The organism is Parvibaculum sp., assembly GCF_045863935.1.
In the GTDB taxonomy this organism is placed as follows: domain Bacteria; phylum Pseudomonadota; class Alphaproteobacteria; order Parvibaculales; family Parvibaculaceae; genus Parvibaculum.
On record NZ_BTVP01000027.1, the window covers coordinates 14984 to 41281 of the forward strand.

Annotated in this window: 24 protein-coding genes; 10 read left to right on the plus strand and 14 right to left on the minus strand. The window is 63.4% G+C overall.

Annotation, left to right across the window (positions count from 1 at the left end; genetic code table 11):
- Window positions 1-15 precede the first annotated feature (15 nt).
- Window positions 16-3090, plus strand: coding sequence for an efflux RND transporter permease subunit (locus ACKUUH_RS12025; protein WP_407950161.1), 3075 nt, complete (start codon window positions 16-18; stop codon window positions 3088-3090).
- Window positions 3091-3268: 178 nt separating this feature from the next.
- On the opposite strand, the gene ACKUUH_RS12030 is transcribed toward ACKUUH_RS12025, so the two are convergent.
- The 5 genes from ACKUUH_RS12030 to ACKUUH_RS12050 all read right to left on the minus strand — a co-directional run bounded on the left by ACKUUH_RS12030 (window position 3269) and on the right by ACKUUH_RS12050 (window position 7256).
- Entirely contained in the window at window positions 3269-4114 is an 846-nt protein-coding gene (locus ACKUUH_RS12030) for a TauD/TfdA dioxygenase family protein (protein ID WP_407950162.1), read from the minus strand.
- A 22-nt stretch (window positions 4115-4136) separates the two neighbouring features.
- Window positions 4137-4745: a glutathione S-transferase family protein gene (locus ACKUUH_RS12035; protein WP_407950163.1), complete on the minus strand. Its 609-nt coding sequence runs from the start codon at window positions 4743-4745 to the stop codon at window positions 4137-4139.
- Window positions 4746-4796: 51 nt separating this feature from the next.
- Entirely contained in the window at window positions 4797-5483 is a 687-nt protein-coding gene (locus ACKUUH_RS12040) for a VOC family protein (RefSeq protein ID WP_407950164.1), read from the minus strand.
- A gap of 212 nt (window positions 5484-5695) precedes the next feature.
- On the minus strand, window positions 5696-6838 hold the full coding sequence (locus tag ACKUUH_RS12045) for a thiolase C-terminal domain-containing protein (protein WP_407950165.1): 1143 nt from the start codon (window positions 6836-6838) through the stop codon (window positions 5696-5698).
- Between the two features lie 4 nt (window positions 6839-6842).
- Window positions 6843-7256, minus strand: a complete 414-nt coding sequence (locus ACKUUH_RS12050) for an OB-fold domain-containing protein (protein ID WP_322311360.1) — start codon at window positions 7254-7256, stop codon at window positions 6843-6845.
- A 152-nt stretch (window positions 7257-7408) separates the two neighbouring features.
- Between ACKUUH_RS12050 and ACKUUH_RS12055 the strand changes: the two genes are divergently transcribed.
- Complete coding sequence (locus ACKUUH_RS12055; protein ID WP_407950166.1) at window positions 7409-7759, plus strand: hypothetical protein; 351 nt, start codon at window positions 7409-7411, stop codon at window positions 7757-7759.
- Between the two features lie 6 nt (window positions 7760-7765).
- On the opposite strand, the gene ACKUUH_RS12060 is transcribed toward ACKUUH_RS12055, so the two are convergent.
- Window positions 7766-8437 (minus strand): nitroreductase, encoded by a 672-nt coding sequence (locus tag ACKUUH_RS12060; protein ID WP_407950167.1) that lies wholly within the window; start codon window positions 8435-8437, stop codon window positions 7766-7768.
- A gap of 139 nt (window positions 8438-8576) precedes the next feature.
- On the opposite strand from ACKUUH_RS12060, the gene ACKUUH_RS12065 reads away from it, so the two are divergent.
- On the plus strand, window positions 8577-10346 hold the full coding sequence (locus tag ACKUUH_RS12065) for an arylsulfatase (protein WP_407950168.1): 1770 nt from the start codon (window positions 8577-8579) through the stop codon (window positions 10344-10346).
- Here ACKUUH_RS12065 and ACKUUH_RS12070 read toward each other — a convergent pair.
- Together ACKUUH_RS12070 and ACKUUH_RS12075 are read right to left on the minus strand one after the other, a co-directional pair.
- Window positions 10343-10735 (minus strand): helix-turn-helix transcriptional regulator, encoded by a 393-nt coding sequence (locus tag ACKUUH_RS12070; RefSeq protein WP_407950169.1) that lies wholly within the window; start codon window positions 10733-10735, stop codon window positions 10343-10345. The two genes, ACKUUH_RS12065 and ACKUUH_RS12070, sit on opposite strands and share 4 nt — an antisense overlap.
- A complete protein-coding gene (locus tag ACKUUH_RS12075; protein ID WP_407950170.1) occupies window positions 10728-11759 on the minus strand; it encodes an alpha/beta hydrolase in 1032 nt (343 codons plus the stop codon). The genes ACKUUH_RS12070 and ACKUUH_RS12075 overlap by 8 nt, the downstream gene beginning before the upstream one ends.
- A gap of 173 nt (window positions 11760-11932) precedes the next feature.
- On the opposite strand from ACKUUH_RS12075, the gene ACKUUH_RS12080 reads away from it, so the two are divergent.
- Window positions 11933-13357 (plus strand): hypothetical protein, encoded by a 1425-nt coding sequence (locus ACKUUH_RS12080; RefSeq protein ID WP_407950171.1) that lies wholly within the window; start codon window positions 11933-11935, stop codon window positions 13355-13357.
- Between the two features lie 6 nt (window positions 13358-13363).
- On the opposite strand, the gene ACKUUH_RS12085 is transcribed toward ACKUUH_RS12080, so the two are convergent.
- A complete protein-coding gene (locus ACKUUH_RS12085; RefSeq protein WP_407950172.1) occupies window positions 13364-14599 on the minus strand; it encodes an acyl-CoA dehydrogenase family protein in 1236 nt (411 codons plus the stop codon).
- A 152-nt stretch (window positions 14600-14751) separates the two neighbouring features.
- On the opposite strand from ACKUUH_RS12085, the gene ACKUUH_RS12090 reads away from it, so the two are divergent.
- On the plus strand, window positions 14752-15537 hold the full coding sequence (locus tag ACKUUH_RS12090) for a glutathione S-transferase family protein (RefSeq protein ID WP_407950173.1): 786 nt from the start codon (window positions 14752-14754) through the stop codon (window positions 15535-15537).
- 96 nt (window positions 15538-15633) lie between these two features.
- On the plus strand, window positions 15634-16983 hold the full coding sequence (locus ACKUUH_RS12095; protein WP_407950174.1) for an MFS transporter: 1350 nt from the start codon (window positions 15634-15636) through the stop codon (window positions 16981-16983).
- Between the two features lie 14 nt (window positions 16984-16997).
- Here ACKUUH_RS12095 and ACKUUH_RS12100 read toward each other — a convergent pair whose 3' ends face one another.
- From ACKUUH_RS12100 to ACKUUH_RS12115, 4 genes are all read right to left on the minus strand, one after another.
- Entirely contained in the window at window positions 16998-17783 is a 786-nt protein-coding gene (locus ACKUUH_RS12100; protein WP_407950175.1) for a CPBP family intramembrane glutamic endopeptidase, read from the minus strand.
- Between the two features lie 56 nt (window positions 17784-17839).
- Complete coding sequence (locus ACKUUH_RS12105) at window positions 17840-18049, minus strand: hypothetical protein (RefSeq protein WP_407950176.1); 210 nt, start codon at window positions 18047-18049, stop codon at window positions 17840-17842.
- On the minus strand, window positions 18046-19041 hold the full coding sequence (locus ACKUUH_RS12110) for an alpha/beta fold hydrolase (RefSeq protein WP_407950177.1): 996 nt from the start codon (window positions 19039-19041) through the stop codon (window positions 18046-18048). The genes ACKUUH_RS12105 and ACKUUH_RS12110 overlap by 4 nt, the downstream gene beginning before the upstream one ends.
- 226 nt (window positions 19042-19267) lie before the next feature.
- Window positions 19268-20710 carry a sensor histidine kinase gene (locus ACKUUH_RS12115; RefSeq protein WP_407950178.1) on the minus strand — a complete coding sequence of 481 codons (1443 nt, stop codon included), beginning with the start codon at window positions 20708-20710 and terminating at the stop codon, window positions 19268-19270.
- 276 nt (window positions 20711-20986) lie between these two features.
- Here ACKUUH_RS12115 and ykgO point away from each other — a divergent pair, with 276 nt between their 5' ends.
- The 4 genes from ykgO to ACKUUH_RS12135 all read left to right on the plus strand — a co-directional run bounded on the left by ykgO (window position 20987) and on the right by ACKUUH_RS12135 (window position 24030).
- Window positions 20987-21112 (plus strand): type B 50S ribosomal protein L36, encoded by a 126-nt coding sequence (ykgO, locus tag ACKUUH_RS12120; RefSeq protein ID WP_322311350.1) that lies wholly within the window; start codon window positions 20987-20989, stop codon window positions 21110-21112.
- Window positions 21113-21306: 194 nt separating this feature from the next.
- Window positions 21307-22362, plus strand: coding sequence for a saccharopine dehydrogenase family protein (locus ACKUUH_RS12125; RefSeq protein ID WP_407950179.1), 1056 nt, complete (start codon window positions 21307-21309; stop codon window positions 22360-22362).
- Window positions 22363-22507: 145 nt separating this feature from the next.
- Window positions 22508-23014: a tetratricopeptide repeat protein gene (locus tag ACKUUH_RS12130; protein ID WP_407950180.1), complete on the plus strand. Its 507-nt coding sequence runs from the start codon at window positions 22508-22510 to the stop codon at window positions 23012-23014.
- Window positions 23011-24030 (plus strand): alpha/beta fold hydrolase, encoded by a 1020-nt coding sequence (locus ACKUUH_RS12135; protein ID WP_407950181.1) that lies wholly within the window; start codon window positions 23011-23013, stop codon window positions 24028-24030. The genes ACKUUH_RS12130 and ACKUUH_RS12135 overlap by 4 nt, the downstream gene beginning before the upstream one ends.
- Before the next feature lie 3 nt (window positions 24031-24033).
- Here the strand turns inward: ACKUUH_RS12135 and pyk are convergent, their stop codons facing one another.
- Window positions 24034-25461 (minus strand): pyruvate kinase, encoded by a 1428-nt coding sequence (gene pyk, locus ACKUUH_RS12140; protein ID WP_407950182.1) that lies wholly within the window; start codon window positions 25459-25461, stop codon window positions 24034-24036.
- Between the last annotated feature and the right edge of the window lie 837 nt (window positions 25462-26298).

Sequence of the window (26298 nt, forward strand, 5' to 3'; positions counted from 1 at the left end):
GCAGGGAAAAGAGACGTGAACATTTCCGAGCTCTTCATCCGTCGCCCGGTTTTTGCGACGGTCGTAAGCCTTATCCTGATGCTGATCGGTCTCGTCTCGTATGACCGCCTTTCCGTGCGCGAATATCCGGAGATCGACGAGCCCGTCGTGACGGTGACGACAACCTATCGCGGTGCGAGCGCCTCCGTCATCGAACGTGAAGTGACGCAACCGCTCGAAGATTCGATGGCAGGCATCGAAGGCATCGAGGTTCTCTCCTCCACGAGCCGCGCCGAGGAAAGCCAGGTGACGGCTCGCTTCACGCTGGAGACCGACCCCGATGTCGCGGCGAGCGACGTGCGCGATCGTGTCGGCCGTGCACGGGGAAATCTGCCGGACGAGATCGACGAACCCATCATCGCCAAGGTTGAGGCGGATGCGCAGCCCATCATGTACATCGCCTTCAAGAGCGATCGCATGTCGGGGCTGGAAATCACCGACTATCTCGACCGCATCGTTACCGACCGGCTGCAAAATCAGCCGGGCGTCGCGCAGGTGACGATTTTCGGCGGACGCGAATATTCGATGCGCATCTGGGTCGACCGCTCGCGGCTCGCGGCCTACAGCCTCACGGTGCAGGATGTCGAGAATGCGGTGCGTGCGCAGAACGCAGAAATTCCTTCGGGCCGCATCGAGAGTATCGACCGCGAATTCACGGTGCTGGCAAAGACCGCGCTCCAGACTCCGGAGGAATTCGGCAACATCGTCGTGAAAGAGACGGACGGTTTTCAGGTGCGTCTCAACCAGGTGGCGCGCGTCGAGGTGGCGGCCGCAGACGAGCGCCGGTCGGCAACCTATAATGGCGAGACCTCGATCTCGCTGGGCGTGATCAAGCAGGCAACGGCCAACCCGCTGGAGGTGGCCGCGAATGTTCGAAAGGCGCTGGACGATCTTGCGCCGACGCTGCCCATCGGCATGGCATCCTTCGTCGGCTACGATACATCCATCTTCATCGCTGAATCGATCAACTCGGTCTATGAGACGATCTTCGAGGCGGTCATCCTCGTCGTTCTCGTGATCTTCGTCTTCCTGCGGACGCTCCGGGCGTCATTCATTCCGGTCGTCACGATACCGATTTCGCTGATCACGAGCTTTGCCATCATGCTGATGCTCGGCTTCAGCATCAATACGCTGACGCTGCTGGCGATGGTGCTGGCGATCGGCCTCGTCGTGGACGATGCGATCGTGATGCTCGAGAACATCTATCGCCACATCGAAGAAGGGAAAGCACCTTTCCAGGCCGCGATCGACGGCTCGAAGCAGATTACCTTCGCCGTCATTGCAATGACGCTTACTTTGGCCGCGGTCTATGCGCCGGTGGGCTTCGCCGAAGGGCGGACGGGCAAGCTCTTTCTGGAATTCGCGCTCACGCTGGCGGGAACCGTGGTTGTGTCGGGCTTCATTGCGCTGACGCTGACGCCGATGCTCTGCTCGAAGCTGCTCCGCCACGAAACGAAGGAAAGCCGGCTTCAGCGCTGGCTGCGCGAGCGCCTGGATGCGCTCGATGCGGGCTACAAGCGTGTGCTCGGCCAGGCGCTTGGCCGTCGCGGGCTGATCGTCGGCATTGCGGCGGCGGTTGCCCTTTCCTGCGTCGGTCTCTTCTCGTTGTTGCGACAGGAGCTGGCGCCGTTCGAAGATCGCGGGACGCTACTCATCGTCGGGCAGGCACCGCAAGGCGCGACGCTCGAGTTTTCGCGACGTTATGCCAAGCAGATCGAAACATTCCTTGTCGATATTCCGGAAGTGACCGGATACCTCGTCGTTTCCGGGTTTCCGCAGATCACCGACCTCGTCTCTTTCTCGCGCCTTGTGCATTGGGGAGAGCGCAGCCGCTCGCAGCAGGAAATCGTCGCCGAGCTGCAGCCGAAGCTCGGGCGGATACCGGGCATCATGGCTTTCGCCGTCAATCCGCCGTCGCTCGGCCAGAGCGGCCGGTCACAGCCGGTCGAATATGTCATCCAGGCGTCGGGTACCTATGAGGAACTCGAAAGCTATGTGAATGCGATGATGGATGAGATCCGGCAGCATCCGGGTTTCGTCAATCCGGATACGAACCTCAAGCTGCAAAAGCCGCAACTCGATATCCAGGTCAATCGCGACAAGGTGGTGGACCTCGGAATCAGCGTCGCAACTGTCGGGCGTACGCTGGAAACGTTGCTTGGCGGGCGGCAGGTGACGCGTTACGAGCAAGGCGGCAAACAGTATGACGTCATCATTCAGGTGGCCGACGACGAACGCCGCACACCGACCGATATTCGCGACATTTACGTGAGTGGCGGGAAGGGTGAAATGGTGCAGCTATCGAACCTCATCGACGTGAGGGAAACGGTTGCGCCGAACGCGCTCAACCATTTCAACCAGCTGCGTTCGGCAACCATTTCGGCATCGCTTTCTCCAGGCTATTCAATGGGTGAAGCGCTCGCCTTCCTGGACGATACGGCGCAGCGGCTTCTTCCCGCGACGGCGCAGACCGATCTCAACGGTCAGCTTCGCGAGTTCGTGAAATCTTCCGGCACCATTGCGGTTACTTTCGTGCTGGCGCTGCTCTTCATCTACCTCGTGCTGGCGGCGCAGTTCGAGAGCTTCATCGATCCCGTCATCATTCTCGTCAGTGTGCCGCTGTCGCTTGCCGGTGCGCTGATGCTGCTCTTCCTCACAAACACGACGCTCAACATCTACAGTCAGGTCGGGCTTATCACGCTGGTGGGCCTTATCAGCAAACACGGCATCCTGATCGTCGAGTTCTCGAACCAACTCCGCGAGAAGGGGATGTCGGTTTATGACGCCGTCGTCGAAGCGGCGAGCCTTCGCTTGCGTCCCATCCTCATGACCACGGGCGCCATGGTGCTTGGCGCTTTGCCGCTGGCGCTGGCTTCCGGGGCAGGTGCGGAGAGCCGCAGGTCGATCGGCTATGTCATCGTCGGCGGCATCAGCTTCGGTACGCTGCTGACACTGTTCGTGGTGCCGACCGTCTACCTCATCATCGCCGGTGGGCGCGAGCGCCGGCTCGCGGCGAAGGCCGCGCGCCGCTCACAGGTGCCGGCGGAATAGGTGCGATCCGTATACGGAGCGGATGAGCGAAAGCGGGGATAAAGCGGTTCGACTGTCATCGAAATGTCATTGAAACGTCACAGTTTCCGTCCGCCGCGACTTATCCCGCATTTGAACCGGGCTTCGCAGCGCTGCGAAAAATCTTATCCCCGCCCATAGCCGCTCGTTACGACATTTTTCAGAAGGGACGGTCGCCGTTCACGGTCACGCGCTCCATGTGACGCCTGTGACCATGATAGTCGTTCAGCGCGAAATGCTGAGCGGCGCGGTTGTCCCAGAAGGCGATGGCGTTTTTCGTCCAGCGGAAGCGGCAGGTGAATTGTTCCTGCGTGCAATGCTCGAAGAGGAAGTCGAGGAGAGGGCGGCTTTCCCGTTTCGTCATGCCCACAAACTTCTCGGTGAAGGCGGGATTGACGTAGAGGGCCTTGCGGCCCGTCTCCGGATGGGTGCGCAGGACGGGATGCTCGAAGGAGGGCGTGTCATCGCCGGCGACCGTCACGTTCATCGATTTGCGCCGCTGCGCGGAGGCGCCGCGCTCGCTGTATTCACCTTTTGCCGTATGGATGGCCTTCAGGCCTTCAAGCATCTTCTTCATGCCGTCCGACAGCGTTTCGTAAGCGAGATACTGGTTCGCCCAGAGCGTGTCGCCGCCATAGGGAGGCACTTCCTTCGCATAGAGGATCGAGCCGAGCGCCGGCTCTTCCAGAAACGACATGTCGGAGTGCCAGCCGCCGCCGAAGTTGATGCGGTCTTCCGGCTCCTTCACGATCTGCATGATCTCTGGATGCCCGTTCATGCCCTTCACGTAAGGGTGGATGTTGAGCGTGCCGAAACGGCGGCCGAACGCCTTGTGCTGTTCGTGACTTATGTGCTGGTCGCGAAAGAAGATCACGACATGGTCGAGGAAGGCCTGGTGAATGTCGTCGAAGGTTTCGTTCGAAAGCTCCTTCGACAGGTCAACGCCCTCGATCTCCGCGCCGAGCGCGCCGGAAACCGGCTTCACATCAATGGTCTTGTATCCCATGAAAGCCTCCCTCGTTCCCTGTTCAGGCCGTTGCCTTCTGGAAGGCGGGCCGTGCGGCGAGCCGCGCGAAATATGCGCCTGTATTGGGATATTCGCCGGTCAGCAGGCCGAACATCTTGCAGAGCAGCAGCGAGTAACCGAGCATGATGTCGGCTGCGGTGAAGTCCTTGCCGCAGATGAAGTCCTTGCCGGCCAGTTCCTGTTCGAGAACGCCGAGCATCTTTTTCGCGCTCTCGACCGCCTCGGCGGCCACTTGCGGAATGCGCTTGTCTTCCGGCCGGATGAAGGAGTGCTGCGCGATGTTGCCGAGGGGGACCATGAAGGTCGCCTCCGCAAAATGGAACCAGTACAGATACTTTCCATGATCCACGGTGCCGGGCTTGGGCTCGAGGCGGCCTTTCCCGTGCTTTGCGAGGAGATACTGCGCGATGGCGCCCGACTCGTTCAGGATGAGACCGTCATCGTCGATGGACGGCACCTTGCCGAGCGGGTGGACGGCCAGGTAGGCCTTGGACTGAAGATCGTCGGGCGAGAAGTTGAGCGTCTTCAGGTCGTAAGGAATGCCGAGCTCCTCGCAGAGCCAGACGATGCGGACGGAACGCGTGTTTTTCGCGTGATAGATCTTGAGCATGTTTTCTCCCTGGGCCCGTTCGGTGCAGTCTAGCGCAGCGGGGGAGTGTTGTCAGTCCAGCGCGCCGACGAGCGAGGCGCGCTGCGACATCTCGATCCAGTTGCCGTCGGGATCGCGGATGAAGGAGATGCGCGCGACCTTGCCCAATGTCGCCGGGGCGCGGCCCTCGCGGCCGCCGCCGGCGAGGATGCGGGCATGTTCCTCGTCGACATTGCGTATCTGGATCGTGATGTAGCGCCAGCCCGGCCCTTCCATGACGGGGTCGGGCTGTGCGTTTTCCGCCTTCTCGAAAAGAATGACGCTGTCGCCGCAGAGAAAGCTGCCGCCGCCCTGTTCGGGCACGTCGGGCAGGCCGAGCGACACGGCATAGAAGCGCCGATGCGCGTTCACGTCGCGCACACCGAGGCGGATGCCGATCCGCTCAATGCCGTGGGCGCCTGGCGGGACCAGCGTCACGCGGTTGCCGTCCGGATCGGTGAGGCGCTTGGGCCCCAGCAATCCTTCGCGTGCGATCAGCAATTCGCGGTAGCCGGAAGGCGGCACGGCCGGCAGCTCGTTTCGCGAATGGTTGATCTTGAGCACCGAGCCCAGAAGGTCGTGGCGGTGCTGCTGCAATCCGTTGCCCAGCGGCAGCATGTGGTCGAAAGGCAGTCCGATCTCGTTCTGCCAGAAGTCGAGCATGGGCTCGAGATTGGTCGTGAAGAGGCCGACATCGATCCTGGGTTTGGCAAGGTCCATGCCGGCCTCCTTCTTGTTTGTTGGAGCGTTTTCGGACGGAAAACCGCCACCTTGAATTTCAAAGGAGGCACTTTTCCTGAAAACGCTCTAGACCGTTTTCCAGGCAGGGGGAACCACCTGCCGGTTCGGAAAACGGTCCAGACTACAAGCGACGAGCAGATTTTCACGATGAAACGGGATCGCAAAGCGATTCCGTTCCATCGTGATCTGCTCTAGGGCGCTTCGTTCGAGAAGACGATGGTGCCGGATGCGGCGAACATGCCGCCGACGCCATGCGCGATGGAGATTTTCGCTCCCGGCACCTGAGCGGGCGCGATGCCCCTCATCTGGCGCACGCTCTCCTGCAACGCATACATGCCGTACATGCCCGAATGCATGTAGGAGAGGCCGCCGCCATTGGTGTTGAGCGGCAGGATGCCGCCCGGCCGCGTCTTGCCCTCGCGGATGAAGGCGGCGCCTTCGCCGCGCTCGCAGAAGCCGAGGTCTTCGAGCCCGTAGACCGGCAGATGCGCGAAGGCATCGTAGATCATCAGGTGGTCGACATCGGAATGCTTGATGCCGGCCTCGTCGAAAGCCTTCTTGCCGGAGACGCGGAAGGCCCTGGACGTCGTGAAGTCAGCCATCTGGCTGATCATCGGCGTCTCGCAGCTCTCGCCCGTGCCGAGAATGTAGACGGGCTTCTGCGGGAAGTCCTTCGCGCGCTCGGCGCTTGTCAGGATCAGCGCGCCGCCGCCATCCGTCACCAGGCAGCACATGAGAAGGCGGAACGGCCAGGCGATCATCGTCGAGTTGAGGACATCGTCCACCGTGATCGGATCGCGGAAGGAGGCGCGCGGGTTCATGCCCGCCCATTCGCGCTGCACCACGGCGACATTGGCGATGTCCTCTTCCGTGACGCCATATTGCTTCATGTAGCGCAGCGCCGGAATGGTGAACATGGTCGGCGGATTGGTGATGCCGTAGGGCACTTCGAACTGGCCCTGCTGGCTTGCCGGATCGCGGCTGAAGCGGCGCGCGCCGACGCGCGAGCGGCCCGATTCCGCGTGGGTGATGAGCACCGTGTTGCAGAGACCTTCGTTGATCGCCGCCGCCGCGTGGCGGACATGCAGCATGAAGGAACAACCGCCAACGCTGGTGCCGTCGACCCATGTCGGCGTGATGCCGAGATAATGCGCGACCTCGACCGGGCTGTCGCCCGCCGTCGCGATGCCGTCGATATCTTTCGCGGTGAGACCCGCATCCCTCATCGCGTTCAATGCGGCGTCTGCATGCAGCATCAGTTGCGAGGTGTTCGGGATCTTGCCCATTTCCGTCGTTTCGGCGGCGCCGACGACGGCTACTGTTTTCTGCTTCATCGACTCAGCCTTTCGCGGGACGGAACTTCGGGAGGCTGATCTCGTCGTTCGCCTTCTCGAAGGTCACTTCGAGGGGCATGTCGAGGACGAGGGCTTCCGGCGTTTGCGGGCAGTCGACGATGTTCGTCATCATGCGCGGCCCTTCGGCGAGTTCGACGACCGCGATCGAATGCGGCTTGTCGCCGAAATCGGGGCGCGGGCGATGGTTGATGATGTAGCTGTAAAGCGTTGCCTTGCCGCTGGCCTTGTAGACCTCGACCTCGCGCGAGCTGCAGGCCGGACAGAAGGGGCGGGGTGGGAAATAGCTTTCCTTGCAACTCGTGCAGCGTTGCAGTCTCAGTTCTCCCTCGCGGCAGCCGGCCCAGAAATGCTGGGTCTCGGGCGTCGGCAAGGGTAGCGGGCGATTATATTCCGCCATGTCGTGCTCCCTGACTTTTTGTCGGTTTCTTGTGGCGGGGAGGATAGCCGCGACGGGGATTTTGGCAAACTCCCGGAATCCCGCGACTTTGCGGCGTTGAATCCGCCGATCTCCCGGCCTATGTTTCAATATGAAACAGTGACGGGGTTGTCATGGGCGCGCGTCTTTTCATTCTGGCCGGGTTTCTGGCTTGCCTTGCGGGGCCGGCGGCGGCGGAAGAAGTGCGCTGGATCGATCCCTGGGCGCCCGAAGAGCTGGCGGGCGGGGCAGGCCCTCACTGGGTCGACCCCTGGGCCGAAGAAGAATGCGGCTGCGCCCGGCGAGATGCGGACCTCACGGGCTCCGTGGAACTTGCGGGGTTCACCGGCGGCGTCGGCAACCGGCAGACCATGGTCGTGATCCAGAACGGTTTCTATTTCAATCGGTCGCTTCCGGCAGGGCAGGCGGCGATGACGGGCGACCGCGCGGCTCCCGTTCATCCGCTTGGCCGCCCGCGCTTCTGAGCTTTCTCACGCAAAGCCGTGAAACGTCGCGAAGCTGTCCAGCGGCTCGCGTTCGGCGACGAGCGTGTTCACGGGCGCCGTCTCGTCCGCATAGCCGAGCGACATGCCGCAGACGATGTATTCATCGTCCGGCACGTTCAGGACGCGCCGCGTCACACTCCAGAAGCTGTTCCAGGCGCCTTGCGAACAGGTGTCGAGCCCGCGCGATTTCGCCGCCAGCATGATCGACTGCATGAAGATGCCGATATCGATGAAGCTCATGGCGTCGAGATCCTTGTCGATCGTGAAGATGAGACCGACCGGCGCGTCGAAGAACTGGTAGTTGCGGCCCCATTGCCGCCAGTTCGCGGCTTCGTCTCCCTTCGGAATGCCGAGAAGGCCATACATCGCCTTGCCGAGCGTGCGCATGCGCGTGGTGTAGGGCTCCTTGCGCTTTGACGTGCGCGGAAATTCGGCGCTCGCATCGGTTGGCCGCGTTTCGCGATGTGCGAGCACTTCCTCTTCGAGGCGGCGGCGCGTCTCGCCTGCCACCACATGCACTTTCCAGGGCTGGATGTTGGTGCCGGAGGGCGAACACCGGGCAAGTTCGAGAATTTCCTTGAGCAGGTCGAGCGGTACGGGATCGGGCCTGAAGGCACGCACGGATTTCCGCGCCTTCAGCGCTTCGTCGAGGGTCATGTGGCAAACTCCGGAGACAAGATTTCGATGCCGGATTGTTAGCAGGCAGATCGCGCCCTGCAAGGGTTCTTCCGCTGCCCTTGATATTATTGCACTTAACGTGTCATAAAGTGCGGCCTGCAGCCTCCCGGAGGAGAAAATGAAGCTCGCACATGTTGTGGCACTTGCCGCCGTTCTTCTCATGCCGGGTCTGGCGGCACAGGCGGACGAAACGCGGCCCAATATCGTGCTCATCCTCATCGACGATGTCGGCTTCAGCGAACTCGGCGCCTATGGCAGCGAGATCGCGACGCCCAACATCGACGTGCTGGCGGCGCGCGGTGCGCTGTTTTCGAATTTTCATGCCTCGCCGGTCTGCGCGCCGTCGCGCGCCATGCTGATGACGGGTGTCGACAGTCATCTGGCTGGCGTCGGCAATCTGCCGGAATCCCTTCCCTTCGAGCATCGCGGCAAGCCCGGCTATCTCGGTCATCTCGCGGACGATGTCGTCACGGTGGCGAGCCGGCTTCAGGCGGCGGGTTACCGCACGACGATGGCGGGCAAATGGCATCTCGGCCATGAAGAGCCGAACATGCTGCCGCCAGCGCATGGTTTCGACCGCTCCTTCGCGCTCGATGCGTCGGGTGCGGACAATTGGGAGAAGCGGCCCTATCTGCCGATCTACGACGATGCGCCGTGGTTCGAGGATGGCGAACCCGCCGACCTGCCGGAGGACTTCTATTCCTCGCAATTCATCGTCGACAAGACCATCGAATATCTCGATGAGAACGAGGCAGACGAGCGTCCCTTCTTCTCCTATCTCGCCTTTCAGGCCAATCACATCCCGGTGCAGGCGCCGCGCGCGTTCGTCGACAAATATATCGGCGTCTACGACAAGGGCTGGCATGCGCTGCGGCAATCGCGGTTCGAGGGCGTGGCGGAGCGCGGGCTCGTGCCAGGGGATGCCGCGCTCGGCCCCATGCCGGAGGGGCTCAAGGAATGGGACGCGCTGACGGCCAAGGAGAAGGAAATCCGGGCGATGAGCATGGCCGTTCATGCGGGCATGCTCGAAGCGATGGATCATCATGTCGGGCGCTTCGTGGAGCATCTGAAGCAGACCGGCGACTACGGCAACACGATCTTTTTCGTTCTTTCGGACAATGGCCCCGAGCCGAACGATCCGCTGGCGACGCCGGGTTTCGCGCAATGGCTCTGGTGGGCCGGCTACAGCCGCGATCTCGACAGGCTGGGCGAGAAGGGCACCTTTGCCTTTATCGGCCCGGAATTCGCGAATGCGGGCGGCGCGCCCGGCTCCTTCTTCAAGCTCTATGCGGGCGAGGGCGGCGTTCGTGTGCCGTTCATCGTCGCGGGCGAGGGTGTTGCCGCCGCCAGGCTTGACGGCTTCAGCTTCATCACCGATATCGCACCGACGATCCTCGACCTTGCGGGCGTTTCTCCGGCGCGCGAGTTCGCGGGCAGAGAGGTGAAGGAGATGACGGGGCGTTCGCTTCTGCCGGTGCTGCGCGGGGAAGCAGCCTCTCCCTATTCGGACGAGGATGCGGTCGGCATGGAGGCGGCGGGCAATGTCGCGCTCTTCCGCGACGGCTACAAACTCATGCGCAACCTGCCGCCCTATGGCGATACCGAATGGTATCTCTACAACCTTGCGGAAGATCCGGGCGAGACGAAAGATATGAAGGATGCCGAGCCCGAGCGTTTCGCGCTGATGATGCGGGAATACGAAAGTTACGCCGCGTCGGTTGGCGCGCTCGAAGTTCCGGCGGGCTATGAACAGATGAAACAGCTCACCATCAATCGTTTGCACGACATGCGAGGGCAGCTTATAGCCGCTGCGTTTGTCGCGGCGGGTGTTCTCGGCGGCCTTGTCTGGCTTTCGTTCCTCGGCATACGCAGGCTGCGGCGCGGCTAGACCTTCATCAGCTCGCGCAGCACGTCCGTCTGGGTGTTCTTGCCGAGCTTGTCCTTGATATGGGCGAACTGCGTGCGCACGGTGTTGACGCTGCAGCCGCGCTCCTTCGCGATCCCGGCAATGCTGTGCCCGAGAACGAAGAGCACGGCGATCTCGGCTTCTGCCCTTGTAAAGCCGAGAGCGTACTCATAGTCCTCCGGAAGAGGATCGCGGCCTGTCTGTGGAATCGTCCATTCGAGACGCGGATTCACGACGAGCATTCTTTCGACGAACTCGTTGCCGTTTCGCCTTGCCCAGTCCTTGATCTCTTCGATGCGGCGCCGCACCTCGCGGCTGTCATGTCCGAGCGCGCCTGCGTAAAGCCTGCCTCGATCGCCGTTCTCAGACATGGTGTTCTCCCTGCGCCGGTTCCGGCTCGCGCGGATGGTTCCGCCCGAAGTTCCGATTGATGTAATCCCCGATTTCCGACACCGCGTGTCTCGACTCGGGGAGCAGCGCGCTCAACCTTTGCCAGCCATGAGGCATCGGCGGGTAAAGGCTGAGTTCCACCTCCACGCCGGCGCGATGCAATCCATCCTCCAAACGGACGGAGTCGTCCAGCAGCACGTCCGCCGTACTGGCCTGAATAAGGGCGGGAGGGAGACCGGAGAGATCGGCAAAGACGGGCGAGGCAATCGGGTCTGCGGGTGTGTGCCCCTGCAGATAGAGCTCACGGCTGATCATCAGAATCTCGATATTGTTGGTGATCGTCGCCTTGTGCGCGTTGGTGAGGATCGACCTGCCCGAAAGAGTGAGATCGGCCCAGGGCGCGAGCAGCGTCATCGCCGCAGGCATCGGTGCGCCGCGTTCACGCAGCTTGAGCAGCGCGCCGAGCGAAATGCCGCCACCGGCGCTGTCGCCGAGAAACTGGATGCGGTCGGGCGCGCAGCCTTGATCGAGCAGCCATTCATAGGCGTCGGCCACGTCCTCGACGGCGGCAGGAAACGGGTTCTCGGGCGCGATGCGGTAGTCGACGGCCAGAGCCCTTGCGCGGCTCATCGCGCAGACGCGTGCCGCCAGCGACCGATGGAGTTTTGACTGTCCGAAGATGAAGGAGCCGCTATGCACGAAGAGGATGATGCGGTCCTCTTCCGATTCCGGGACGCCAACCCAGTCGGCGGAAACGGGAGCCTCGGCCCGCGTCACCTGCATTCCCGGGGGAGGCGTGGTCATCCGGCTTTCTCCGCTCCGAAGTTTCTCGCGTGCATCGGCGAGGTCGAAGCTTGCGGCTGTGCCGTGCGATTTGCGCATCATGCGCCGGCTGACGGCGTTGAAGACGAGGTTGAACAGCCACCCGCGGAAGGAAAGCCGTGCCGCCGGGCGTGCACGCGGCGGCAAAGGCATAGCGGGTATGTCGATGGTGCGCGCCGTCATGAGCAACTCCCCTCGTGCCGGATTGCCAATGGCAGCCGGACGGTCCCGCTATCTAGTATGTCGGCAAATCTTTCCCGCATCACCAATTTTGATGATTTCCGGGCTTGCTCGCTCCCTATCGTGAGGCGTCGCGTCGGCGCTGGGCCGAGGCGCGCGGGCGTCGGAGGGGTGTCATGACGGGTGAGGTTTTCGCGGGCCGCGGCGCGGCAAGGCTTTGTTTCTGGCTGCTTTTGGCGGTGTCGGCGCTGATGCTGCCAGGCTGCCAGATGTTTATCGATCCCGACTACGACCCGGCCATCACGCCGTCCAGTCTCCAACTCCAGACGGCGGCCGAGAGCGACGAATCCATACTGGACGAGCTGCCGCCCGGACCTGCGGGCGACCTCGCGCCGCCGAGCTACAGCCCAGAGGAGCTTGTCGCCCAGATCGAACGCGAGCGAGACTGGTGCGCGCAAGGCGGCGAAGCGCGCGACGATCACAGGGAGCGTTATCGCCGCTACCGCAAGCAATTATTGGATGGTGCGACCGCCGAAGCCAACGCGCTGCGAGAAGCCGGACGCGATCCGTATGAGGATGAACGCATCAAATACATGCATGAGGCGCTGATCCGGCTTCCCGAAAACCCCGATTGCCGCAAGAGGGTGGTGGGGTATCAGCCGGAATTCGGCGCCTCCGTCGAGGGCGGTATCGGTGGCATGAGGGTCGGACTGCCGAGTTATCGCTTCCTCGGAACCGAACTCGGCGGCATTCCGAACCTCAACAACGGCTACCATTTCGAGGACGACGAAACGGCAAGCGTCCAGAAGCTCGGCGGCGGGTTCGACCTTGAGCGCGCCATGCTGGGGGCAGGGCGGATGCGGGTCCAGTTCGGCTACACGCGGACGAGTCTCGAAGCGGACCGCAACACCGGCGCCTTCGATCCGATGGGCGCCTCGCTTCTCATTCCCGGTACCGGCGACGGACCTTTCGGGGCGGGATTCTCACTGCCGACCGCAGGCGGCCTCAACGTCGTGACCTCCTCGTCCTACCGGCTCGAATATGACAGCGACGACTTCTACGCGAAGCTCATGGGCGAATACTGGTGCGACGATGATTTCGACGATGACGATCCGGGTCTCGGCACCTTCCCCTATCTCGGTCTGCGCTATACGAGCAGCGATTTCCGCCAGCGCTTCGGTGGGTCCATCCCGGGATTTGCCCGCGACTTCGAATACAATACGGACGTGGATACCAAGTCCTGGGGGCCGATCGCGGGCGTGCAGGTCGTGAAGCCGGTGGTTGGCTCGCCGGTCATGCTGCGCGCCGGTGTAACCGCCTCCGTCGAGTTCAACGATGCGAGCGGCTCGGACAGTCTCGACTTTACCGGCTTCGGCCGGCAGACGATGCGATTGTCGAATGACGACACGACGCTCAGCTACACGGTGAATGCCGGCGTCACCGTCGGGGCAAGGTCGCCCATCCAGTTCGATATCGATGCGTTCGCCGGATCGATCGGCAATACGCCGGTCGTGACGCGCGACGGCGTGGGTCCGTCGCGACTCGAGATGGAGCGAAGCGACTATGTGGGGGCGGCGCTCCGGACGACTTTCCGCTTCTAGCGGCGGTCAGAGCCCGAGCACGGCCTTCGCCATGATGTTGCGCTGGATCTCGTTCGTGCCCGCATAGATCGAGCCCGCGCGGTCGTTGAGGTATTTGGGCGTTACCGCCCAGGAATAATCCGGCCCGACCGGCGTCTCGTTCGGCGTGACGAGAGGGGCGTCCGGCACCGGCCCGCCCGGCGCCGTCGCGTGCGGCTGGAACGGCAGCGCGTAATGCGCCACGGCTTCAAGGGCGAGTTCCGTCAGGCGCTGGCTCAGTTCCGTGCCGCGCGTCTTCAGAAGCGAACTTTCCGCGCCGGGCGCATCGCCATGGCTCAACGCCGACATGATGCGGTGCTCGGTATATTCGAGCGCGGTGATTTCGGCGGCGGCTTCGGCGATCTTGCGCGCGAAGCTCTCGTCGCCGATCAGGCGCCCACTGCCGTCGCCCGCTTCCTCGCTCGCCATGCTGCGGATGCGGTCGAGCCGCGTATGCAGCCCCGGCGCATAGGCATGTCCGCCGCGCTCGAACTGCATGAGATATTTCGCGACCGTCCAGCCTTCGCCGACCTTGCCGACGACATTCTTCTTCGGCACGCGCACATCGGTGAAGAAAATCTGGTTCTGGATGTGCTCGCCGGAGAGCATGACGAGCGGTTCCACCTTTACGCCAGGCGCGTCCATGTCGATCAGGACGAAGGTGATGCCGCGCTGGGGAATATCCTCCTTCGAGGTTCGTACGAGATTGAAGATGCGGTTCGCGTAATTGGCATGCGTCGTCCAGATTTTCTGGCCGTTGCAGACGAAGTCGTCGCCGTCTTCTCGCGCGCTCATCTGCAGGCTCGCAAGGTCGGAGCCCGAGCCCGGTTCCGAATATCCCTGACACCAGAAATCCTCGCCGGAGAGGATGCGCGGCAGGTAGTACGCCTTCTGTTCGGGCGTGCCATAGCCGATCAGCACCGGGCCGCACATGCCAAGCCCCATCGGCGAGAGAGGCGGTGCGCCTGCCGCCGAAAGTTCGCTCGAAAAAATGTAATGCTGGATCACGCTCCAGTCGCAGCCGCCATGCTCGACCGGCCAGGCGGGCGCCACCCATCCCTTTTCGTAGAGTGCCCGGTGCCAGGCCATGGTCGTGTCGTAATCGGCATAGACGCTTGTCATGCGGCGGCCGACGGCGCGCAGTTCCGGCGTCAGCTTCTCGTCGAGAAACGTCCGCACCTCGTCGCGAAAGGCGGCGTCTGCCGCACCGAATGCGAGTTCCACGGTTTCCTCCCGGTATTCATTTCCAATATCGTTTCGGGGAGTAGGCCGCTGGCGCACCCGCCCTGTCAAATGCCTCCCCTTTGGCGAGCATTTCGTTAGGTCATTCTGGACAGGCCGGTGGCATAATGGGCGCTCAGCCCGGAGGCCGGACCATGAGCGACGACAACGAGCGGCTTGAACTGCATCAGTTCCCCTATTCGCATTACAACGAAAAGGTCCGCTGGGCGCTCGACTTCAAGAACGTGCCGCACAGACGCATTTCCTATCTGCCGGGGCCGCACATGACGGCGCTGCGGAAGCTGGCGGGGACATCGGCGACGCCGGTGTTGCGGGTCGGCGGTGTGGTGGTCGCGGGCTCCGCCGAGATCATCGATGTGCTGGAGGGGCAGTATCCCGAGCCGCCGCTCTATCCGGCCGATCCCGTGCAGCGCCGGGCCGCGCTCGATCTTCAGGCCTATTTCGACGAAGACGTGGCGCCGGCCGTGCGCCGCGCGCTCTTTGCGGAGCTGTTGCTGGAGCCGGCCTATCTCTGCCGTCTTTTCGCGTCGGAAAAGCCGCTCCTCACACGGCTCGCCTATCGCGCGATGCAGCCAGCCATCCGCCCGGCGATGCGCCATATGATGAAGATCGACAGCGAGCATCTCGGCACGGCGCGGCACACGATACGCGCCGCTCTCGACAGGGTGGCGACCCAGGCGGGGCCTGGCGGCTACCTCGTCGGCGAGCATTTCAGCATTGCCGACCTCGCGGCCGCGGCGCTCCTCGCGCCGGCCTGCGGCCCGTCCCATCCCGACATGGAACTGCCCAGGCCGCGTCCGGCGCGGATCGAGGCTTGGCTCGCCGAATGGGCCGATCATCCGGGTACCCTGTGGGTCCGGTCGATCTATGAGAAACACCGCCCGCGCCGCGTGCTGCCCTTGCGGGCGGCTGCCGACTAAATTCCGCAAGGGCCGGGCTGGAAAGCGCCGTTCGTTTCACGTAAAGGAGGGGCAGTTCCCGCAAGAGGGACCGATTCCGGGAAGGCGCCCCATTCCATGCCCGTTGACGACGAAACAAGCACAGTGGCAAACGCTGCGCCGGTGCAGGCCCCGCCGCCCGCACCGGAGGATTCTCCGCGCCGGACGACGCCGCAGGAGCGCAAGCGCGCCTTTCTCATTCTTTTCGTTTGTCTCCTGTCCGTCGGCATGGGGCAGACGCTCGTCTTCGCCGTGCTGCCGCCCATCGCCGCCGATCTCGGCATGAGCGAATTCGAGACGACGATGATCTTCTCGCTCTCCGCCGCGCTCTGGGTGCTCACCAGCACCTTCTGGGGGCGGCGCAGCGATGTCATGGGACGAAAGCCTGTTATTCTTATCGGGGTTTTCGGCTTCGCGATTTCCACTTCGCTGGTCGGCGTCGTGCTGCTCGCCGGGTACCAGCAGTGGATTTCGATTGCGCTGATGTTTCCGCTCGTGATGGGCGCGCGGGCGATCTTCGGTATTTTCGGCTCGGGCGCCATGCCCGCCTCGCAGGCCTATGTCGCCGACCGCACGACACGGGCAGAGCGCGCGGGTTCGATTGCCCAGATCGGCGCGGCCTTCGGCCTCGGCACGGTGGTGGGGCCGGGCGTCGCCGCCGCCTTCGCGGAAATCCACATCCTGGCGCCGTTCTTTGCCGTCGGGCTTCTCGCTTTCGTCAGCGCGGTTGCGATCTGGGTATTGCTTCCCGAGCGCACGCGGCCGAAAAAACTTCTCAGCGAAAAGCAGGAGCAGCGCGCGGCGCTCAACTGGCGCGCGCCGAATGTTCTGCCCTGGCTCGTCATCGGCGTGGTGCTCAGCCTCAGCCAGTCGATCATGATGCAGCTTTTCGCCTTCTACCTGATGGCCGAACTCGGCTTGCAGGGTTCGGAGGCGACGCAGCTTGTCAGCGTCGGCATGATGGCCATGGCCATGGCGACGCTCGTCGCCCAACTCGGCCTTATCCAGCGCTTCGACCTGCCGGTGCAGTTCCTGCTGCGCTGGGGGGCGATCACGATGATCGTCTCCTTCGCGATGCTTGTTTTCGGCGGCTCCTATGGCGTGCTCGTCTCGGCGCTGGCGCTGGCGGGCCTCGGTTTCGGCTTCCTGCGCTCGGGCCTTTCGGCGGGCGCCTCGCTCTCGGTCTCGCTGAAGGATCAGGGCGCGGTCGCCGGTCTCATCGGCTCCACGGCGGCGACGGGACATATCCTCAACCCGGCCATCGGCATTCCGCTCTTCTATCTGCTGCATGCCGCACCGTTCATGCTCGGCATCGCACTCATGGTGCTGATCCTCGCCTTCGCGGTCTTCCATCCTGTGCTGAAGACGCTGCGCGGCGCCGATGCCAGCATGGTCGATGAAGACGAGGAAGAGATCGGGCTGCACTGAGCCCCGCCGCCGTTCTACCGGCGTGCGCGCGTCAGCGACGATCCCCCGAGCAGGAGAATTGCGCCCACCGCCGCCGCGACGATCCAGAAGAAATAAGCCGGGTCGTAGTGCGAGCCGTAGTTCGGGAACATGAAGAAGGCGACATTGCTCATTGCGTGGAAGAGCGCCGCGATGAAGACGCTGCGCCCGCCATTCACATAGAGCCAGACGGTAACGATCCGCAGCAGCAGCGTGACCCCGCAATGCCATGCGATCCAGTCGATGCCGCGGTCGAGCTGAAAATAGGGAATGAGGTGCCACACGACCCAGATAATGCCGATGATGAGTGCGGCCGTGAGCGCACTCCACCGTTCGGGCATGCGGTCGAAAGCAAAAGCTTGCCAGCCAAGTTCCTCGCCGAGGCCGGCCGCGAAGAACATCACGAAAAAGACCGGAAGGGCAATGAACGGCAGATGCGGTTCGGGAAGCGGCGCGCCTGCAAGCGTCATAGCGAACCAGGCGAGGAAGAGCGTGACCGGCATGAACAGCAACGCCACTGCATACCAGCCCGCGCCTGGAATACGGCGATAGTCGAATGAACGCTTGAGGAAATCGCGCGCGGCGGCCCGCCCGTCTTCGCGCCAGACCAGAATGAGCGCGGCTGTCGCCGGCAGGAAGGCCATCAGCGCGCTCACGGGCAGGTCGATCGGGATCAGATCGGAAAGGCTGTCGGCAAAATAGCCAAGGACCCAGAAGGGTATCGACAGGGCGAAGACCAGCCAGAAGTAGGGCAGCAGGGGGCGCGGTTGCGACATGCTCATCGGCGGGTTCCGTCTATCCGTGGCCTGACGAGGATCGTAGCGGGAACCCGCCGGGTTCAAAAGGAGCGGTTGCCCGTGTGGACGCCCATCAGGTTCACCAGATGAACGAGCATGACGACGGCGATAAGGATCGACAGGAAAATGAGAGGCGTCGTCGGCAGCAGGCGCACTTTCCCAAGCTCGGCGGGACGCCGTTCGAGCAAGGTCAGGAATCCCGCCGCCGCGAGGCTTGCCGCCAGCAAGGCCAGCGTGACGGTGAGCGTCACCCGAGTGCGCCCTCGGCATGCCACTGCGCCATGACTGCGCCCACCGCCGTAGCGAAGGCCTGTGGCTGGTCCAGCATGATGTGGTGCTGGGCGCCGGGAATCGTGAAGGCAGGTTTTTCCGGCGCAAGGCGGCGAAGGAAGTCGAGTTTCTCCGGTTCGTAATCCTTGCTTTCGAGACCGAACATCGTGGCTCCCTTGCAGGCAAGGTTCGCATAGATGCCGGCATGGTCGCTGCCCATGCGCAGGCCATTGAAAATCGAATGATCGAATTTCCAGGTCCAGCCGCTTTCCTCGAAGGTCCGCTTGCCGCGCGTCTCGCCGGCCTTCACCTCGCGCAGGCTCAGAGGGCCGATATAGTCGAGGATGAAACCGTTGGCGCAGGGTTGCAGCGGCGCGAGGCGGAAGCGCGATTTTGCCTCGTCGAAGCTGTTGTAGATTTTCGTTGCGCGTCGCTCCGGGCCGTTCAGGAACCACTCATGCGCGTCGTCGGCGGGACGCACGGTGAAATCGCAGAGGATGAGCCCGCCGAGTTGCTCGCCATAGTGCTTCGCCGCGATCAGCGAGACGAAGGCGCCGAAGGAATGGCCGACGATCACGGGCTTCGGGCCGAGCCCCGCCGCGAGCGCCACTTCGCCGATTTCGCGGGCAAAGGTGTCGCGCGAATAATCCATGCGCCAGTCGCTGTCGCCCATGCCGCCGAGATCCATCGAGGCGACGTTGAAATGCTGGGTGAGCAGCGGCGCGATGAAGGAGAACCAGTGCGCATGCGCGCCGTTGCCATGCACGAAGAGGAGGCCGGGCCGGTTCGTATCGCCGTTCCCCCAATAGAGATAGTGGATGCTCGTGCCGTCCACGGTCAGGCGACGGCTCTCATGGGGCGCTGCCAATGCCTCGCGGAACCATTGCGGCCGGTGGCGGATCACATCCTCGTCGGGGATCGTCCGCACGGCCGGCTCGGTCAGGTAATTCTCTTCGGGCTTCTCATACGCCATGTCGCACGCCATCGGTTTCGCCTGGCCGGGTCTTGCTGGAAACGCCAGGTTTTCTGCAGAATCGGGAGCAAAGATGACGCCTGCGCCATTTTTGTTCCGGGCATGGTCTATCCCGATTTCGGCCTTGGGAAAAGGGCTGCGTTCACACCTCGGGCAGAGGCGCCTGGAGGAAGGCGCCTGACCCCCGGGAAGCGGTTGCCCTTGGCTGAACCGGGAGACGCCGTTGCTACCCGCGTCCCGCCGCCTTCTTCTCGTCTCTCAGGACCTTCAGCCGCGGCAACAGAATATGGATCGACGTGCCGCCGGCCTCGTTCTTCCACCGTCTTATTTCGCCGCCATATTGCCGGGAGAGATTCTCGATGATCATCGAGCCGAGCCCTGACCGGCGCGCCGCGGCGTCCTCCGCTTCGTCGAAGCCGATGCCGTCGTCCTCGACGGCCATCACCGGGACGCCGCCGGTCACGGCGAAGGAGACGGAGATCGTGCCGCTGTCCCGTCCCTCGAAGGCATGCTTGATGGCGTTGGATACAAGCTCTCCCAGTACGACCGCGAGGGTTGTGGCGTCTCGGGACGCCACTGTCAGCGGCTCGAAATTGCCGGAAAGAACGATCGCGCTGTCGTCGAGGCCCGCATCGGCGAGATCCGAGACTACTGCCTCGAGGAGGATATCGGCCCGTGTCGACTGAAGATCGTCGTCGAGGCGCAAGCGGCGCTGCGCGGTGCTGATCGTCTGGATGCGTCCCCGTGCGGTTTCGAGCGCGGCGCGTGCGCCTTCGTCGTCGAGCTTCGCCTGCTGCATTCGCAGAAGCGACGACACCATGGCGAGATTGTTGCCGACGCGATGCGTCACCTCGCGCAGCAGCAGTTCCACGCGGCCACGTTCATATTCCGCGCGGCCTGCCTCGGCTTCGGCCATCTCGCGCGCCTTTTCGAGTTCGCGCGTACGCTCCTGGACGCGCGCTTCCAGTTCCTCGTTCAGCCGGGCCAGCTCCTCCTTGCGAGACGCCATGGTGGCAAAGGCGCGGAGCGTCAGCCTGATCGAGAGGATGGCGAGCACGAGAGCTGCCGCAATGGCGCCGATGATCGAAGCGGAGAGCAGCGCGTACGAGTTTGCCATCGTGCCCTCGCGCCCGACGAGGACCGCCATCTCTTCGTCCAGGGCGCGCACAACGATGCTGCGGCCCTCGTCCATGAGCACCTGGCCGCGATTGTTACCCACTTCCGCGATGGCACCCTCGAAATCGCCGGTTCCCGCGCGCGCGATGGTGCGATCGAGAATTTCGATCCGCTTGCGGGCGACATCGTGGAGCGCCTTCACATTCTGCAGTTGGACCGGCCTGTCCGCGACGCGCTGCTCGAGCGCGGCCAGCTTGCGTTCGATTTCGAGCCGCGCCGAGTAGTAGGGATCGAGATAGGCGGGGTCGCGGGTGAGCAGGAAGCCGCGCTGCCCCGTCTCGGTATCCTGGATCAGGCTGAAGATCGTGTGGAATTCCACGCGCGTGCCGATGGTGTCCGCCACCGCCGCCGCGTTTTGCTGGGCACGCGCCGCAAGGAGCAACGAGGCCAAGCCTGCGCCCATCAGCATGACGAAGGCGACCGCGACGAGCAAAGTGTTCGTCCGGCGCATGTTCGTCGTGTCGGCTTTGCAGGCCTTGAAAGGAGGCGTCAAGTCGTGGGTTCCCGAAGGCTGGCCGCGAGGTTTGGCCGGTTACGTAAAATTCGCTTTTCTGGAAGCGTAACAAAGTGGAGGAGAATGCCTATAGCGGATAAAGCGGGGCCCCCCGGGGGAGGGCGGGAATCCCCCGGTTCGGAGGGCTTTCCCGGTTGACAGGGGCAGGGGCGCCCCTTAGGTTCCGCGCCAACATTCAAGGGCGTTCCGGCATCGGGCCGGAGGCGGGGCGCATTCATTGCGCCGATCCGCAGGAGCCCGAGCCGAGGTTGAACCATGAAGATCCGTAACTCGTTGAAATCGCTGCGTGGCCGGCATCGGGACAATCGCCTCGTCCGCCGCAAGGGCCGCATCTACATCATCAACAAGACCAACCCGCGCTTCAAGGCCCGCCAGGGCTGAGCGAGGGGCACGCCTTTGCGTGCGTCAGCTTGAGAAAATTCAGGCCGCTGCCTCCGGGCAGCGGCCTTTTTTGTGTCCCGGGGAGCTTTCCCCGGGGCATTTGCCTTCGTCCTCGCTCCCGGGGTTAATATGCGTTTCTCCCGCCCGGTGCACGGGGAGGGGCTGGACCGACCGATCTCACTGAAAGGCAGGCCATGAGCGACCGCTTCATGATTTACGGGGCCACGGGGTATACGGGGAAACTCATCGCCCGCACCGCGAAGGCGCAGGGGCTGAACCCGCTGCTCGCCGGGCGCAACGAGGCCCGGCTCAAGTCGATCGCCGCCCAGCATGGCTTCGAATATCAGGCGATTTCGCTCGACGATCCCGACGCGCTCGATGCGGGCCTGGCGCAGGCCGATGCCGTTCTCCACATCGCCGGGCCCTTCTCCCAGACCTCGAAGCCGATGGTCGATGCCTGTCTGCGCACCGGCACGCATTACCTCGACATCACCGGCGAGATCGACGTCTTCGAGGCCTGCGCCCGGCGCGACGAGGAGGCTAAGAAGGCGGGCGTCATGCTCATGCCCGGCGTCGGCTTCGACGTGGTGCCGAGCGATTGCCTTGCCGCCCACATGAAGGCGCGGCTGCCGGACGCGAGCGAACTCACCCTCGGCATTTCAGGCCTTGGCCGGATGTCGCATGGCACGGCGAAGACCGGCATCGAGAGCATCGGCAAGGGCACGCGCATCCGCCGCGACGGGCGCATCGTCACCGCGAGGAAGACGCCGCGCCGCGAGATCGATTTCGGCAAGGGCGCGAAGCCCGCCATCGCGGTCGGCTGGGGCGATGTGTCGACTGCCTGGCATTCGACGCATATTCCCGACATCACGGTCTATTTCGAAAGCAATCCGCAATTCGAGCAGATGGCGAAGATGGGCCGCATCGCGCGCTGGGTGATGGCCCGCGGATCGATCCAGCGGGCGCTCAAGAAGCGCATCGGGTTGCAGCCGGAGGGTCCGAGCGATGCCGAGCGACGTCAGGGTTATTCCATACTGTTCGGCGAAGCCGTCAATGCGCAGGGAGAGCATGTGCAGTCGCGCCTGTCGACGCCCGAGGGCTATACGCTCACCGCGATGACGAGCCTCGAGATCGTGGGGCGCGTGCTCGCCGGCGAGGCGAAGTCCGGCTTCCAGACGCCGTCCTCCGTTTTCGGCCCCGATTTCATCGCGAGTTTCGAAGGCTGCGCCTATCGGGATATGGACGGATGAAAGCGGGACGTCATTTGGTTCGCCGCCTGCCAGGCGCTATCATCCGCCCATGATCCCGCGGGTCCTTCTTTGTCTTCTGCTTCTGGCGACGGCGGCTCGCGCCGCACCGCCTGGCGCTGAACTGCCGCCGTCGGGGACGCCCCTCTTGTCCGAAGGGCAGGTGGAGGCACGCCGGGCCCTTCTCGACAAACTCTACGGCGAACTTGCCGGGGCGCGCGACGAAGTGGCGGGCCGTGCGCTCGAAAGCGCGATCCAGAGCGTCTGGCTCGAAAGCGGCAGCCCGAGCATCGATCTCCTGATGAGCCGCGGCCTCGATGCGCTGCGCGAGGACGATTTCGACCGCGCCTATTTCTATTTCGACGAGGTGGTGACGCTGGCGCCGGGTTTTGCGGAAGGCTGGAACAAGCGCGCCACCGTCCATTACATTCGTGAGGATTATGCGCGCGCGTTGCGCGACATCGAGCATGTGTTGCGCCTCGAACCGCGCCACTTCGAGGCACTGGCGGGGCTCGGCGTCATTCTTGAGGAGCTTGGCGACAAGAAGGGCGCGCTCGACGCCTATCGCAAGGCGCTCGCGATCAACCCGCAGCTCCTGAACGGCAAGGAGCGCATCGCGCCGCTCGAACTCGAAGTGGAGGGGAGGGGCATTTGACGGCCTTCATCCTTCTCGTTCTCTTCCTCGGTTCGCTTCTCGTCTATTCGGCGCGCGCGGCGGCATGGGCGGGCTCGACCTGGCCGCCATCCGGCGAGTTCATCGCGCTTGACGGCGAATTCGAAGGGTTGCGGCTCCACTATCTCACCTGCGGCGAGCGGCGCGAAGGTGTCGCGCCCGTCGTTCTCATTCACGGGGCGAGCGGCAACCTCCGCGACATGGTGGAGGGGCTTGCCGGGCCGCTCTCGCGCGAGACGCTTGTCGTCGCCTTTGACAGGCCGGGACATGGCTGGAGCGAACGCGGAAAGCGTCCCGACATTGCCGATCCCGCCGTGCAGGCGCGCGCCATCGCGCAAGCCACGGCAAAGCTCGGCATCGAAAAGCCGGTCGTGGCCGGGCATAGCTGGGGCGCCTCTGTCGCCGCAGCCTGGGCGCTTGCCGAACCGCGAGGCATTTCCGGCCTGCTGCCGCTTTCCGGCGCGCTCTATCCCTGGCCGGGCGGCATTGCCTGGTATCATTCGGTCGTGCGCACACCTCTCATCGGTGCCGTTTTCATCCGTACCATGATCGTTCCGGGAGGGCGGGTGCTGATGCCGAAGGGAGTGGCGGCGAACTTCCATCCCGACAAGGCGCCGGAAGGATATGCGGAGGCGATCGCGCTGCCGCTTCTCTTCCGTCCGTCCGAGTTCCGCGCCAACAGCGAGGATACGGCGAACCTCAAGGGGCATCTCGCCCGGCAGAGCATGCGCTATGGCGAGATTTCGGTGCCGACCATCGTCGTCACCGGCAATGCGGACCATACCGTTTCGCCGAAGCTTCATTCCTATGCGTTTCACAGTGCGGTCGCGGGCTCGGAACTCGTCAAGCTCAGGGGTACGGGCCACATGCCGCATTATGCGCGGCGCGACGCGGTCGTGGACGCCGTTCTCCGTCTCGCGCGCGGCGAGCGTCCCCGCGCGGGTGAGACGACGATCCACGAAGACGGTCGCGTCGAGAGGCCGGAAGCGGCGGCGTAGCGCCTATTCCTCGTGCCTGCCCACGAATGCCACGCGCAGCATGTTCGTCGCGCCCGGTGTGCCGAGCGGCACGCCCGCCGTCACGACGATGCGCTTGCCGGGCTGGGCGAAACCTTCGCGATAGGCAATGCGGCAGGCGCGCTCCGCGAGATCTTCGAGATCGGTCGCGTCCTCCGTCAGCACGCAATGCAACCCCCAGACGAGGGCGAGGCGGCGCGCCGTCGCCTTGACGGGCGTCAGCACGACGATCGGAAAGAGCGGGCGTTCGCGGGCGACGCGAAGGCCCGTCGAGCCGGAATTCGTCCAGCAGACGATGGCCGCCGCGTTCAGCGTGTCGGCGACGGAATGCGCCGCTGCCGCAATCGCGTCGGCGCCCGTCGCTTCCGGCTCCGTGCGCTGCGAATAGATGATGCCGGGATAGGTCGGATCGCTTTCGACCGATTGCGCAACACGGTCCATCATCGCCACCGCCTCGATCGGGAATTCTCCCGCTGCCGATTCGGCCGAAAGCATGATCGCATCGGCGCCCTCGAAGACGGCGGTCGCGACGTCGGACACTTCGGCGCGCGTCGGTGTCGGCGAGGAGATCATGCTTTCGAGCATCTGCGTGGCGACGACCACGGGCTTGCCCGTCCGGCGCGCCGCGCGCGTCAGCCGCTTCTGCCAGCCCGGCACCTGTTCGAGCGGAAGCTCCACGCCGAGATCGCCGCGGGCGACCATGATCGCGTCCGATATTTCGAGAATACCTTCCAGATGTTCGAGCGCCTGCGGCTTCTCGATCTTGGCGAGAACGGCCGCGCGGCCGCGCGCGATCTTGCGCACTTCGGCGACGTCGTCCGGGCGCTGCACGAAGGAAAGCGCCACCCAGTCGACGCCGAGGTCGAGCGCCGCGTCGAGGTCGCTCCGGTCCTTTTCCGTCAGCGCCGTCAGGGGCAGCAGCGTGTCGGGAAGGCTCACGCCCTTGCGGCTCGAAAGCTTGCCGCCCACCACGACTTCCGTGTCGATATGGTCGCGGCCCTTGCCTTTCACGGCGAGGCGGATCTTGCCGTCGTCGAGAAGAAGCGTCTGTCCCGCGCTCACCGCGTCGAAGATCGCCGGGTGAGGGAGATAGGCGCGCGAGGCGTCGCCCGCCTTCTGCGAGGTGTCGAGGCGGAAGCGCGCGCCCTTGTCGAGCATGGCGCTGCCGTCCTTCATCTCGCCGATCCTGAGCTTCGGCCCTTGCAGATCGGCGAGAATGCCGATCGGACGTTCCACCTCGCGCTCCACCTGCCGCACGGCGGCGTGTACCCGCTTCAGGTTCTTGTGGTCGAGATGGCTCATGTTGAGCCGGAACACGTCCGCGCCCGCATCGAAGAGCTTGCGGATCATGTCGGGATTGTCGGAAGCGGGGCCAAGCGTTGCAATGATCTTGACGTTGCGGCGGCGGGTCAAAGGGGAGAGCTCCTGTCTTTGTCGGGTACGCTATCGTTATCGCTCGGGGCGTCTGGTCCGTCGACGAGTATGACCCGGAAATCGTTCACTTTTCGCCACCCTAGAATCACGGATAACTGATTGATTATCGAATGTGCGTTGATTCTGTAGAGAAATTTTGTCGGCTAGCTAAGTAAGCAGATATGAGAAAATGTGCGCGCGCCCACTTTCGGTAGGTCTTTGATTTTAAAGGACTCAAATTACCTACTTAATCTGGCCACACGCATAGAGCGCACCTGAAAGAGCAACTGCGAATGCGGTTCGCGGCATCATTGTCACAGCCAAGTTGCTCCAAGGGCAATGAAGTCCCAGGCGCGTTCCCATCGCGGGCCGTACTTATGCCACTCCTCGTCTGAGAGGGGACGGCCTCCTGTTATTTCCGCCGCTTCGCGTGCGCAGGAAATTTCGAAAGCTTCAATTCCTATCAGGATAGCTTTGACCGCTGGTTCATCCTCAGGATGTTTGCCCAAATACTGTATGGCTCGCATCCGAAGCTTTCTCCTTCTTAGAAATCTCAACATGGCTTTTTCTGTCGCTCCGACGTATGGCTTGCGGCCAAAAAGTTGGTGTTGAGAGTAGTGCCTCAGATGGGAGGCTAGCTGAAGATCAGCCACAGAACGGTGCCATAAACGGCAGCTCCTAAAACTGCCGCTGCCACGAACCCTTGGACCGGATGCCCTCCATGTAAAGGATGCCTTGCTAGCGATACCGCAAGCTGGAGTGCGCCCAGAGAGGCGCCTATCGCGAACCACACCACCGTCTTACCCCCAATCCTTCGATCATTTCTTTGTATTATGT

Coding starts and splice junctions, on each gene's coding strand:
- ACKUUH_RS12030 (WP_407950162.1), bottom strand. CDS start 4,114: ATGGGATACAAGACCATTGATGTGAAGCCGGTTTCCGGCGCGCTCGGC.
- ACKUUH_RS12035 (WP_407950163.1), bottom strand. CDS start 4,745: ATGCTCAAGATCTATCACGCGAAAAACACGCGTTCCGTCCGCATCGTC.
- ACKUUH_RS12040 (WP_407950164.1), bottom strand. CDS start 5,483: ATGGACCTTGCCAAACCCAGGATCGATGTCGGCCTCTTCACGACCAAT.
- ACKUUH_RS12045 (WP_407950165.1), bottom strand. CDS start 6,838: ATGAAGCAGAAAACAGTAGCCGTCGTCGGCGCCGCCGAAACGACGGAA.
- ACKUUH_RS12050 (WP_322311360.1), bottom strand. CDS start 7,256: ATGGCGGAATATAATCGCCCGCTACCCTTGCCGACGCCCGAGACCCAG.
- ACKUUH_RS12055 (WP_407950166.1), top strand. CDS start 7,409: ATGGGCGCGCGTCTTTTCATTCTGGCCGGGTTTCTGGCTTGCCTTGCG.
- ACKUUH_RS12060 (WP_407950167.1), bottom strand. CDS start 8,437: ATGACCCTCGACGAAGCGCTGAAGGCGCGGAAATCCGTGCGTGCCTTC.
- ACKUUH_RS12065 (WP_407950168.1), top strand. CDS start 8,577: ATGAAGCTCGCACATGTTGTGGCACTTGCCGCCGTTCTTCTCATGCCG.
- ACKUUH_RS12070 (WP_407950169.1), bottom strand. CDS start 10,735: ATGTCTGAGAACGGCGATCGAGGCAGGCTTTACGCAGGCGCGCTCGGA.
- ACKUUH_RS12075 (WP_407950170.1), bottom strand. CDS start 11,759: ATGACGGCGCGCACCATCGACATACCCGCTATGCCTTTGCCGCCGCGT.
- ACKUUH_RS12080 (WP_407950171.1), top strand. CDS start 11,933: ATGACGGGTGAGGTTTTCGCGGGCCGCGGCGCGGCAAGGCTTTGTTTC.
- ACKUUH_RS12090 (WP_407950173.1), top strand. CDS start 14,752: ATGAGCGACGACAACGAGCGGCTTGAACTGCATCAGTTCCCCTATTCG.
- ACKUUH_RS12095 (WP_407950174.1), top strand. CDS start 15,634: ATGCCCGTTGACGACGAAACAAGCACAGTGGCAAACGCTGCGCCGGTG.
- ACKUUH_RS12100 (WP_407950175.1), bottom strand. CDS start 17,783: ATGAGCATGTCGCAACCGCGCCCCCTGCTGCCCTACTTCTGGCTGGTC.
- ACKUUH_RS12110 (WP_407950177.1), bottom strand. CDS start 19,041: ATGGCGTATGAGAAGCCCGAAGAGAATTACCTGACCGAGCCGGCCGTG.
- ykgO (WP_322311350.1), top strand. CDS start 20,987: ATGAAGATCCGTAACTCGTTGAAATCGCTGCGTGGCCGGCATCGGGAC.
- ACKUUH_RS12125 (WP_407950179.1), top strand. CDS start 21,307: ATGAGCGACCGCTTCATGATTTACGGGGCCACGGGGTATACGGGGAAA.